This window comes from Mangrovimonas sp. TPBH4 (genome assembly GCF_001280505.1).
In the GTDB taxonomy this organism is placed as follows: Bacteria; Bacteroidota; Bacteroidia; order Flavobacteriales; family Flavobacteriaceae; genus Mangrovimonas_A.
Genome location: NZ_LBIO01000050.1, coordinates 184,648 through 196,552, shown reverse-complemented (window position 1 = coordinate 196,552; position 11,905 = coordinate 184,648). Strand labels below are relative to the sequence as shown.

Annotated in this window: 12 protein-coding genes; 4 read left to right on the top strand and 8 right to left on the bottom strand. The window is 39.1% G+C overall.

Annotated features, from left to right (window positions below):
• The first annotated feature begins 88 nt into the window (after nucleotides 1-88).
• The gene (locus ZA05_RS11530; protein WP_053991832.1) at nucleotides 89-664 is read left to right on the top strand and encodes a DUF2911 domain-containing protein; all 576 of its coding nucleotides are present in this window, start codon (nucleotides 89-91) and stop codon (nucleotides 662-664) included.
• A gap of 100 nt (nucleotides 665-764) precedes the next feature.
• Here the strand turns inward: ZA05_RS11530 and ZA05_RS11525 are convergent, their stop codons facing one another.
• Nucleotides 765-1,706 carry an NAD(P)-dependent oxidoreductase gene (locus tag ZA05_RS11525; RefSeq protein WP_053991831.1) on the bottom strand — a complete coding sequence of 314 codons (942 nt, stop codon included), beginning with the start codon at nucleotides 1,704-1,706 and terminating at the stop codon, nucleotides 765-767.
• Between the two features lie 100 nt (nucleotides 1,707-1,806).
• Between ZA05_RS11525 and ZA05_RS11520 the strand changes: the two genes are divergently transcribed.
• Genes ZA05_RS11520 through ZA05_RS11510 form a run of 3 tightly spaced genes read left to right on the top strand, consistent with a single transcriptional unit; the run spans nucleotide 1,807 to nucleotide 4,770 of the window.
• Nucleotides 1,807-2,523, top strand: coding sequence for a glycosyltransferase family 2 protein (locus ZA05_RS11520; protein ID WP_053991830.1), 717 nt, complete (start codon nucleotides 1,807-1,809; stop codon nucleotides 2,521-2,523).
• The gene (locus ZA05_RS11515) at nucleotides 2,520-3,158 is read left to right on the top strand and encodes a lipid-A-disaccharide synthase N-terminal domain-containing protein (RefSeq protein ID WP_053991829.1); all 639 of its coding nucleotides are present in this window, start codon (nucleotides 2,520-2,522) and stop codon (nucleotides 3,156-3,158) included. Before ZA05_RS11520 ends, ZA05_RS11515 begins: the two co-directional genes overlap by 4 nt.
• Nucleotides 3,136-4,770 (top strand): glycosyltransferase family 39 protein, encoded by a 1,635-nt coding sequence (locus tag ZA05_RS11510; RefSeq protein ID WP_053991828.1) that lies wholly within the window; start codon nucleotides 3,136-3,138, stop codon nucleotides 4,768-4,770. Before ZA05_RS11515 ends, ZA05_RS11510 begins: the two co-directional genes overlap by 23 nt.
• On the opposite strand, the gene ZA05_RS11505 is transcribed toward ZA05_RS11510, so the two are convergent.
• The 7 genes from ZA05_RS11505 to ZA05_RS11475 form a co-directional block, all read right to left on the bottom strand.
• The gene (locus ZA05_RS11505) at nucleotides 4,757-5,323 is read right to left on the bottom strand and encodes a phosphatase PAP2 family protein (protein ID WP_053991827.1); all 567 of its coding nucleotides are present in this window, start codon (nucleotides 5,321-5,323) and stop codon (nucleotides 4,757-4,759) included. The genes ZA05_RS11510 and ZA05_RS11505 overlap by 14 nt on opposite strands.
• A 2-nt stretch (nucleotides 5,324-5,325) precedes the next feature.
• A complete protein-coding gene (locus ZA05_RS11500) occupies nucleotides 5,326-5,553 on the bottom strand; it encodes a hypothetical protein (protein WP_053991826.1) in 228 nt (75 codons plus the stop codon).
• 6 nt (nucleotides 5,554-5,559) lie between these two features.
• Nucleotides 5,560-6,945, bottom strand: a complete 1,386-nt coding sequence (locus tag ZA05_RS11495; protein ID WP_053991825.1) for an MATE family efflux transporter — start codon at nucleotides 6,943-6,945, stop codon at nucleotides 5,560-5,562.
• 338 nt (nucleotides 6,946-7,283) lie between these two features.
• Entirely contained in the window at nucleotides 7,284-8,231 is a 948-nt protein-coding gene (locus ZA05_RS11490) for a nitronate monooxygenase family protein (protein WP_053991824.1), read from the bottom strand.
• Entirely contained in the window at nucleotides 8,232-9,848 is a 1,617-nt protein-coding gene (locus tag ZA05_RS11485) for a S8 family serine peptidase (RefSeq protein ID WP_053991823.1), read from the bottom strand. It lies immediately after the preceding gene.
• A gap of 31 nt (nucleotides 9,849-9,879) precedes the next feature.
• A complete protein-coding gene (gene mnmA, locus ZA05_RS11480; RefSeq protein WP_053991822.1) occupies nucleotides 9,880-11,067 on the bottom strand; it encodes a tRNA 2-thiouridine(34) synthase MnmA in 1,188 nt (395 codons plus the stop codon).
• Between the two features lie 106 nt (nucleotides 11,068-11,173).
• Entirely contained in the window at nucleotides 11,174-11,878 is a 705-nt protein-coding gene (locus ZA05_RS11475) for a toxin-antitoxin system YwqK family antitoxin (RefSeq protein ID WP_053991821.1), read from the bottom strand.
• Nucleotides 11,879-11,905 lie beyond the last annotated feature (27 nt).

Here is an 11,905-nt window from a genome sequence, read left to right as displayed (position 1 = left end):
ATGCATACTAAAGCCAGTTTTATTAACGTTCTGCTGTTTTGAAAGCATTACAATATCCTTATATTTACACTTCAAATCACATGGCGAAATGAATAGATTTTTTAAATGGGTATTATGGGTACTGTTGGTGGTTGCCGTTGGTCTGTTTTTATACTCTTTTTTTGTTGAAAATATCTTCTCTAAACGTTTAAGTCCGAAAGATACCATAGAGTTTAGCATGAACGATCTGGACCTGAAGGTGCAGTACAACCGTCCTTATAAAAAAGGAAGGGAAATTTTTGGAGGCCTGGTACCTTATGACCAAGTATGGCGTACGGGAGCCAACGAAGCCACAACCTTTGAGACCAACAAGGCCCTTTATGTGCAGGGAATCGCCATACCAAAAGGCATTTACACCCTATGGACCGTTCCCAGAGATAGTTCTTGGAGCGTAATTTTTAATACAAAACTATATCCTTGGGGAGTGGATGCACAGATGAAACCAATGCGCGAACCACAATATGATATCCTGGAAATAGAAGTCCCTGTGGAATCCCTGAACAATACCGTGGAGCAGTTTACCATTGGTTTTGACAATACTACCGGTAATTTGGATCTAACCATGGCTTGGGACCAAACCAAAGTGGCCGTGCCCATTTCTGTAAAAAAGGATACACTGCCTTAAGATTAATAGATATAAATTGAAACTCCATTTCAAGTTTCAACATAAAAAGAAAAGGGTACACGTTGTGTACCCTTTATTTTTTTATATCTGTTTAACTGCTTTATAGAAACGTTTCCTTATACCATGCCACTTGGGCTTTTACCGCTTCCAACAAAGTTGTTTGCGGATTGTACCCCAATAAACGGCGTGCCTTATTGATATTGGCCTTGGTACGTAATTGATCGCCTGGACGCTTGGGGATGATGTTAATAGCAATAGGTTTTCCTAAAACTTCCGCAACTGCATCAATACCATCCTGTGTGGTGTGCTCCACTTCAGTCCCTAGATTGATGACCTCTCCATTCACCGTGTCTTCCTTTCCAACAACACTTACAATCCCGTCTACAATATCGCCTACATAAGTAAAACTCCTCAAGTGGGCATCGCTACCTTCATACAAAGGAAATGCTTCGTCCTTAATTCCCAATTCTATTAATTTGGTGTACATTTTTTCAGGGCGCTCCCTTGGCCCTATCACCGAATACAAACGCAACGAACAAGCCTTAAACAATTGTTCCCTACTTTTTTGAAGTACCATTTGTTCTGCCGCCAACTTAGTCACCCCATAGTGTGAAGCTGGTTTTGGCGCGACATCTTCTGTAAAAGTAGCTTCCAAACCATAAATGGAGGACGTAGCAATATTCACAAATAATTTAAGGTTGGGACATTCCAAAGCATAATCTACAAGCTGTTTGGTAGCCAAAATATTGTTGCTTAAATAATCTTCAAAAGTGGACGTGGTAGAAATACCTGGCTGTGCAGCAAAATGAAAAATATAGTCTATATCTGTAGGCAATACCTCTGAAAGTGCCTCATCCCTAAGGTCCTTCTTGATAATTGAGATCCCCTTTTCAGCAAGTGCTTCGGCATTTATTTCCTTGGAAGCTACACTATAATAAGGACAGAAATTATCCACTCCAATCACTTCATGTCCCAAGGACTGCAAACGTTCTGCTGTGTGGGATCCTATAAATCCGGCGGCTCCCGTAACAAGTGTTTTCATTTGTGAAACTATTTTAGGCAAAGTAACGACTATTATATCAATAAGAATAATTTCGATTTACTTAAAAAAGAATATTTTTGTACCACCTAATACATTTTAGATGCATTACAAATTTACCATAATTGTTCCTGTTTACAATGAAGAAGATAATTTAGAACGCGTGGAACAGGAATTATTGGCCTATACCAAAATTGCAACCCTCCCCACCTGTGTGTTATTTGTAAACGATGGTTCCAAAGACAACAGTCAGCAGCTTATTGAAACGATTTGCAATAGAAACGACGCCTTTAATTACATTCTCTTTAAGGATAACAGAGGTTTAAGTGCCGCCATTAAAGCAGGTTTTGACTATGCCGATACAGAATTGGTGGGCTATATCGATTCCGATTTACAAACCGATCCTCAGGATTTTAACTTGCTATTGGAACAGATTGGAGACTATGATCTTGTGACTGGGGTAAGAGCAGACAGAAAAGATTCCTTTGTAAAAAATATGTCTTCCAAAATTGCCAACGGTATCAGAAGAGCTTTTACCCACGATGGGATGGACGATACAGGTTGCCCATTAAAAGTCATTAAAGCCGACTATGCCAAAAGAATCCCAATGTTTAAAGGCCTTCACCGTTTTTTACCTGCAATGATCTTATTGCAAAACGGAAAGATATTGCAAGTCCCTGTGAAGCATTTCCCTAGAATTGCCGGAACTGCAAAATTTGGACTTTGGAATAGACTTATCGGTCCTTTAATGGACTGCTTCGCCTATTTGTGGATGAAGAAAAAATACATCAACTATACGGTTTCCAAATCAAGTAAATGAGCGATTGGCTAATATATAGTATTGGGTTTATCGCCCAAACCTTGTTTTCCTCTAGGTTAATCATTCAATGGGTCACCTCAGAAAAACAACAAAAAGTCATCACTCCTACCCTGTTTTGGTCACTTAGCTTGATAGCATCCTTTTTATTGTTTGTGTATGGCTATTTACGCAACGATTTTGCTATTATGCTTGGGCAGGGTCTTACCTATTACATTTACATCCGTAATCTGCAACTACAAGGAGAATGGCAAAAACTATTCAAGCCTCTTCAATATTTTTTATTGGGGTTTCCTGTGCTTATTGTAGTCTATTATTACAATAACAATGTCATAGACAGAGAGCTACTATTTAAAAACGAAGCCATTCCATTCTGGCTATTGCTATTGGGAATTGTGTCCCAAGTGATATTCACCCTTCGGTTTGTGTACCAATGGATTTATTCTGAAAGAAGAAAGCAATCGGAATTGCCATTTGGATTTTGGCTATTGAGCCTTATAGGTTCCTTGCTCATTTTAATCTATGCCATCCTTAGAAAAGACCCTGTTCTTTTTACCGGCCATAGCTTGGGATCGTTTATCTATGCCCGAAATTTACTTTTAATAAGAAAATCAAATGCTCAAAAAACTTCAGCATAACCCTATCATTGCACTACTTTTATTTGTAGTGTTGATGTTAGGATTTACGATTCACTACCTTCCAGTTAGCATTATGGAAGCCCGTAATTTTATTACAGCCAGAGAAATGTTAACCGACGGTAATTGGCTTTTGACCACCATGAACGGGGAAGCGCGTTACGAAAAACCACCATTACCAACTTGGTTTACGGCCATTTTCGCTCAAATATTTGGGATTACAAAATTGACTGCCCTCAGGTTTCCTGCCATTATTTTTATTGCCCTAACAGGAATTTTCACATTTTTGCTTTCAAAACAGCTTACGGAAAACACCAAGCACAGCTTTATAAATGCCTTGATTGTAGTTACGTCTTTCTACGTCATCGGCATTACTATGGAAGCGCCCTGGGACATTTTCACCCATGGTTTTATGCTTATGGGGATTTATTTTCTGTTTCAATTTTTTCAAGCCCAAACCACCAACTATAAATATGCCGTCGTTGCAGGGATTATGTTGGGTGGCTCCATTCTTTGTAAAGGCCCCGTATCCTTCTATGCCCTATTGCTTCCCTTCCTTATAGCTTACGGTATAGTTTACAAATACAAAGCCATCACTAAAAAAATTCCAGCACTTTTGCTGTTCTTAATTATTGGTTTGATTATTGGCGGCTGGTGGTATCTGTATGTAAGACTAAATGATCCAGCTACTTTTGCCAAGATTGCCGAAAAAGAAACTGGCAACTGGGGAAGCTACAATGTAAGACCGTTTTACTACTATTGGAGCTTTTTCACCCAAAGCGGCATATGGACCGTCCCTGCTTTTATAGGTCTCCTATATCCTTATCTGAAATCACGAGTATCCAATCTTAAAGCCTACCGTTTTAGTTTTTATTGGACGATTTTGGCCGTGGTTTTGTTGTCTATTGTACCAGAAAAGAAATCTAGATACTTAATGCCAGTACTTATTCCATTGGCGATTAACACCGGATTTTATATTGAATATCTGTTTAGAAGCTTTAAGGATCTAAAAGATAAAAGAGAAACTATTCCTTTGTATTTCAATTTTGGATTGATTGCCTTGATTGGAGTGGCATTTCCTGTTGCGGCTTACTTTTTTTTAGGCTCCAACATTTCCAATTATTGGTTTCCATATATACTCACTTCTCTTACTGTATTCGGGCTAGGTATTGGAATTATTATACAATTGAAAAAGAAGAATTTCCCAAAAGTATTTTATTTTACAGTGCTATTTTTCGCTTCTTTATTCCTGACAGGTCTGCCTTTGGCCAACGCCCTAAAAGGGGCCAATTACAACCCTGTTTCCAATTTAAAAGCCGAAGCAGATGAAGAGCAACTTCAAGTTTATGGATTGGGCTATGTTTCCCCTGAAGTGATATGGCAATTTGGCGACAAAATTCCTTCATTAAAAACTGAAGAAGGTACATTTCAGCTTCCAGAAACAGATGCATTCGGACTCCTAACCCAAAAATTATCTGAGGAAGATAAAGTCTTCTTATCCAATCATTACGAGATGGAATTTCAAACCACTTTTGATTTGAACTTGGCAGAAAAAGACTCCAAAAAACATAATGGTAGGTTGGTTAATGACTATTATATTCTTAGGAAGAAATAAATCGGGAATCGGCCTTTTGTTTGAGTTTGTAAAACAAAAAACCGGATAACGCTCCAAAGGTCATTCCGCAGATAATATCTAAAGGATAATGTACGCCCACATAAATCCTGCTGTATGCCACAAAGGCACTCCAAAACAGTAGAATAAAAATCAAGGATTTATAATAGGGTCTTAATAACAAACCTGTAAACACAGCTATAGCCATAGAATTTGCGGCATGTGCCGAGAAGAAACCGTAGCGACCACAACGTTCTGCAATATATCGCATTTGCTCCATTAAGTCAGTTTCTTTACAGGGCCTAGAACGTTGAACACCGTGTTTGAACAAACTACTAATCTGGTCTGTAAATGTAATCATTAAAGCTATTACCACTACGGAAATAAGCAATGCCTTGGCGCCCATTTTTCTGTAGAGCAAATATAACAAGACTGCATACAGTGGTATAAATGTGAATTTATTGGTAACCGCCAACCAAAAGCTATCCCAAGTAGGGTTACCCAAATTATTTAACCATAAAAATAAGTCGGTGTCATACTGAATGAGTTGCTCCATGCCTACTCTTCGTAACGTTCCACTTCACGGTCATAAAAGTCGGTAGCTGCATTAATCAAATTTTCAATTTCAGCCTCCACTTCCTTTTGATCGTGTTCGTCGAACTCTTCCAACCATTCAATATCATCGTTTTCCAAATTGATGATGAACCTGGGAAAATCGGTATGTACAATATAAATGGCTTCAGGGAAATCGGTGTTGTCTCCCAATAAAAATTTTGGTAATTCCATCGTGTATTATGAATCTAATTTGTTTGTTTCTATTAATTTATTGGTCAAATAATTGAACCTGATGTACAATAAAATGGCCGCTGCTGTCAAACCAGCCAAAAGGCCTATCCAAATCCCAAAACTGCCATAGGCTTCTTCCTTCCCCAAAAACACACAAACCGGAAACCCAATGACCCAATAGGATATAAAAGTAATGATTGTTGGTATTTTTACATCCTGTAAACCTCTCAAGGCTCCCAACATCACCACTTGGATACTATCACTAATCTGAAAAAAACCTGCAACAATTAGCAAAGTCGAAGCTATCCCCACCACTTCGGCATTATCCATGGCGTTTTTGGCATCATTAAAATCGACATATAGTTTCGGTAAACTTCCGTGGAAGGCGTAAAAAAACAGTCCAAAAACCACCGCAAAGATAAAACCCATTAAAAAGATGGAGAAGGCAATTCGTCTTAATTCCTTATAATTTTGAAGTCCTTTTTGGTTTCCTACTCTAATCATGGCAGCCACACTAAGTCCTGTGGCAACCATAAAGGTCATTGAAGATAGGTTTAATGCAATTTGATTGGCCGCTTGGGGATTTTTCCCTAACAACCCACTTAACCAAATAGCACCAGTAAAAATGGCTACTTCAAAAAACATTTGCATGGCACTAGGGGTTCCCAGTTTTAAAAGCTGGCGCAGCATCAATCTATCGAGTACAAATATTTTAATATGGGTTACAAAGGCCTTGGATTTTTCTTTTTTCATTAACAACATCCATAAGAAAGCCACCATTATAAATCTGGATGCCAAGGTTCCGTAAGCAGCACCAACAATTCCTAGTTCTGGAAACCCAAACTTTCCAAAAATGAAAATATAATTCAATACGACATTTACTATGTTGCCCAATAAGGTAGCATACATAGGGTATTTGGTCATGGACAAACCATCACTGAATTGCTTAAAAGCCTGAAACACGATTAATGGAATCAAGGAAAATGCCACCAAATCCAAATAAGGCATGGCATATTCAACAACCTCTGTAGGTTGTTTCATCAAATACATTAACGGTTTGGAAAAATAAACCACCAAGAACAACAATATGCCCAAGAGCGTACACAAAAACAAGCCGTGTTTAAACGCTGATTTTCCTTGTTGAAAATCCTCGGCACCATCGGCTTCCGCAACCAAAGGCGTAATGGCCGTAGAAAAGCCTATTCCTAAGGACATGGCGATAAACATAAAACTGTTCCCCAAGGACACTGCCGCCAATTCGGCGGTCCCCAACTGCCCCACCATAACGTTGTCTACAAAGCTCACAAAAGTATGGCCCAACATCCCTAACATCACGGGGGCTGCCAACTTCCAATTGTATTTAAACTCTTTGGTATAAAGGGAAAGATTCACGTTATTCTTTTTAATGCGACAAAGATATGCTTTTATAACGTATAGTAAAGAAGAAGCCGAAACACTGTATTTAATTACAAATCAATTAATTACATTTAAAATTGTTAATAACTCCTTTAGGAATTCCTTTTAACAAAAGCATTTAATTCCTAAATTTAAGTAATTATTTGAGTTAGTTCTAGTTGAAACTTTTTACGCCATAATTTTTGAGGGATTTTAAAGATTAAGTCGTGAATGGTTTCAAACAAAAAGGAGACAAGATCTCCTTTTTGTTATTTTATGGCTTACCGTTTTAGTTTACAGTTGGCAAACTGCCTTCCTTTCTCTGATAAAAACCCCTAAATTTTTAATGCTTGCATTTCGGAATGAGCTGCTCTAAATTCCCGAACCATATCAGTTACAATGTCTTGAACGGGCTTGATATCGTGTATCAAACCAGCAATCTGGCCAATTTCCAATTCTCCTTCTTCCAAATCCCCTTCAAACATGCCCTTTTTAGCTCTAGCTCTTCCCAAAAGTGCTTTCAAATCCTCCACCGAAGGACTTTTGATATACAGTTCCTGGATATCATTAAAGAACTTATTTTTCACCAAACGCACTGGCGCCAGTTCCTTTAAAGTTAATTGCGTGTCCCCTTCTTTAGCATTTACCACCACTTCTTTAAAGGCCATGTGAGCAGAAGATTCTTCACTTGCCACAAAACGGCTTCCTACCTGAACACCATCAGCTCCCAAAACCATGGCTGCCAACATCCCTCTTCCTGTAGCAATTCCCCCAGCAGCAATCAATGGAATTTGTAACTGCTCCTTCACCATAGGAATCAGCGTCAACGTAGTTGTTTCATCACGACCATTATGTCCTCCTGCCTCAAAACCTTCAGCAACAATAGCGTCCACTCCTGCCTCTTGGGCTTTCAACGCAAATTTCACACTGCTTACTACATGCACAACTGTAATGCCTCGCTCTTGCAGCCAAGACGTCCACGTTTTAGGATTTCCCGCCGAAGTGAAGACAATCTTTACACCTTCCTCCACAATGATATCCATAATTTCTTCAATGTTCGGGTACAACATTGGGACGTTCACCCCAAAAGGTTTTGTTGTTGCCTTTTTACATTTTTGGATGTGTTCTCGCAGTACTTCTGGATACATAGAGCCTGCACCAATCAATCCCAATATACCAGCATTACTGGCTGCAGACGCCAGTCTCCAGCCACTGTTCCATATCATTCCTGCTTGAACTATGGGGTATTCTATATCGAAAAGTGATGTAATTCTATTTGTCATTTATAGTTTGATAAGTTTTACCGATTTGATTTGTGTTTTCGTTTTCAAGGAAAATACATACATGCCTTGAGCCAAGCCAGAAAAGCTAATATCTTCCACGGATTTTGTCAATGTTCCTGATTGTAATTCCTTCCCTTGGAGATTACACAAGGAATATGTTGTTTCCTCATAAAGCGTTCCCATTTGAATGGTCAATTCTTCTCTAATAGGATTGGGATACAAATGAATTTCATCTAAACTCATCTCATGCAAGGACAAGAGCATATCATAGGCCAATCCAAAATCTGGAATGCCAAAGCCTAACAAATTGTCAGGCGAATCATATTGAGAGGAAGATGATTGGATCCGTTGCTTAATTTCTGCATTCGTTTCCAATGGAAAAGCCTGCCACAAAGAAGCCGCGGCACCAGCAATAATTGGACCACTAAAAGAAGTCCCGCTATTGGATACCAAAGCATCACTCGGACTAATAATGGACGCTCCTGCTCCTTGAGCCACAACATCTGGTTTTTGGGTAGGCTGCGTTTCATTTCCTTGAGAACTGAATGCCGCATAATTTCCTTCCGAATCCACAGCGCCTACAGAAAGTACATTGGCAGCATCAGCCGGTGCTCCAACAATTTGCCATGCAGTTGCCCCAGAATTTCCTGCTGAAGACACTACCAAAATACCTTTTTCAAAAGCAATATTGGCTCCTTTTGAAATAAAAGCCGTGTTTCCATTCATATCTGCTGTAGTGTAGCTATAATTAGGATTGTCATATTCGTTATAGCCCAAAGATGAATTGATAATGTGCACTCCCAAACTATCGGCACGCTCGGCAGCTTCCACCCAATAACTTTCCTCTACAGGATTTTCACTTCCCGCATCTTCAGTTCTAAAAAGATAATAAGAGGCATCTGGAGCGGTTCCTACAAATTGATCTTCCACGTAACCTGCCATGGTGCTCAACACACGTGTCCCATGATCATTATCTGAGTAGGTATAGACATCTTCGGTTCTATTCACAAAATCATAGCCATCCAATAAATCATCATTGTCTCGTAATCTTTGGAATCCAGCCATGGTATTGACATTTGGAAATCCCGCATCCAATACTGCAATTACAATACCTTCTCCCGTAAAATCGAGTTGATGTAAGGTTTCCAAATTGAGCATTTCAACTTGGTTTTGGGCATTTCCATAAACAAAATCGGCAGTGGTTTCTTCTAAACTGAATTTATTTTGAAGCGCTGCCATTTTTCCCGAAGAAAGGTCCAAGCTATTATCGGCAAAGTCGATACTGTCTACAAAAGGCAAGTCCAATAATGCAGAAATATCTGTTTGGGCTCCTCGAACATGCACAGCATTGAACCATTTGGATTTAGCCAAAACAGTAATGCCTATTTGGGTTTTAAGCGTTGAAATATAAGCTTCGTTAACAGGAACATCGCGATTATCTATAGGAATGCCATGCGCATTTTTTCGATCGATGGCCGCCTGTGATAAAATGGATATGGGATTGTTGATGGATGCCTCAACATCCAATTTATCGGTAAGATATACCCATGCATCTTCTTGGGCATGGCCCAAATAACCTATGGCAAGTATGCCAAACAGCAATATTTTTTTTAACATCTAGTTGTATTTGGGAATCGGTTGGTGCAATTTAAGAAATTACTCCCGATCCTACCAATTCCTCTCCTAGATACCAAGCTACAAATTGCCCCTCAGTAATGGCCGATTGTAAGTTTTGAAATTCCACGTAAAGTCCGTTCTCAACTTTGTACAAAGTTGCAGGTTCCAACGGCTGCCTGTACCTAATACGCGCCTTGACTTCCATTGTTTCTCCTTGGTGGAGTTCCAAATCTTCTCGTATCCAATGCACCTCGTCATTAGCCACAAAAAGGGCACGCTTTAACAAACCAGGATGGTCTTTCCCTTGGCCTGTATAAATGACATTTTCTTCAACATCAGTATCGATAACGAACAATGGCTCCACAGTACCACCTACACCAAGACCTTTACGCTGGCCTTTTGTGAAATAATGGGCGCCCTGATGTTTTCCTACCACCTTTCCATCAGTGATATGGTAGTCTATTTTTTTAGTTAAATATTGAAGTTCTTCTTCTTTGGAATCGAAATTAGAAGTCCCATTTAAGTATACTTCCGTATCCGAAGGAACTTCTACAATTACACCTTCCTTCGGCATTAACTTTTGTTGTAAAAATTCTGGAAGTCTAACTTTACCAATAAAACACAGTCCTTGGGAATCCTTTTTATCAGCGGTAACCAAATTTAATTTTGTGGCAATTTCCCTAACTTCTGGCTTTGTCAATTCCCCAATTGGAAAAAGTGCTTTGGATAATTGCTCCTGCGATAGTTGGCATAGAAAATAGGATTGGTCCTTATTGCCATCTACCCCTGCCAACAATTGATAAATTTCTTCTCCATCCTTTTGAATCGTTCCTTTTCTGCAGTAATGTCCTGTTGCCACATAATCAGCACCCAAATCCAAGGCAATTCTCATAAAAACGTCAAACTTGATTTCACGATTACAAAGCACGTCAGGATTAGGAGTTCGGCCGCGTTGGTATTCGTCAAACATATAATCTACAATACGTTCTTTGTACTGCTCACTTAAATCGACCGTTTGGAAAGGAATCCCCAATTTATCGGCTACCAACATGGCATCATTGCTATCGTCAAGCCAAGGACATTCATCAGAAATTGTCACCGAATCATCGTGCCAATTCTTCATAAAAAGCCCAATAACCTCATAGCCTTGTTCCTTTAACAAATAGGCTGCCACACTGGAATCTACTCCTCCTGAAAGGCCTACGATAACTCGTTTCATTTATGTAAGTGATTGAATTTGATTATACATTGCAAAATTACAAAATAAAAAATGGTAACCTCTTAAAGTTACCATTATAAAACATTATAGCCTTGATAGCTTTAACCTATTGTTTGTAAGGATTTTTGCTCTTTTTGGTAAAGTCTTTTTCTTCCTCAAGTTTGCCATCCTTATAGTATTTCCAAATACCATCTTTTCTATCACGCTTGTAGTTTCCTTCGACCAATAACTGCCCTTCGTCATTGTAATATTTGGCTTCGCCGTGAAGTTCATCGTTCACATAATGGAACTCTTTTAACACCACCCCTGTTTCCGAATACCATCTGGACACACCTTGTATTTTTCCATTCACGTAATTCACTCTTTCGGCAATCTGTCCATTGTCATAGTACACCAGTTTTTCCCCGTCCAAATTCCCTTGATTATTATAAGTTTCGGTGGACATGATGGCGTTGGTTTTGTTGTGGTAGTACACCCATTTTCCCATATACAGTTTCCCATTCATCTTTCCTTCGCTAATAAGCTTTCCTGTAGATGAAAAGAATTTCACCTCTGCAATATCATTGTTTGGATTGAAGGTTTTCGTGGCGCTCAACACACTCTTTTTGTTGTTCAACGTATAGTATTTAAACACCCCTATTTCCTTTCCGTGGTTGAATTCTCCCTCATAACGAGGTTGTTTGGTTTCATGGAAATTTTTACGCCAAATTCCATGTCTTAATCCCTTACTGTCAAACTGGTTGATCTGTTGGGCCAACATCACGGAAGTTGCCAAAAAACATAACATTATTTGAATATACTTCAATTTCATAGAGTAAAAATTTGAGCGTCCTGTTAA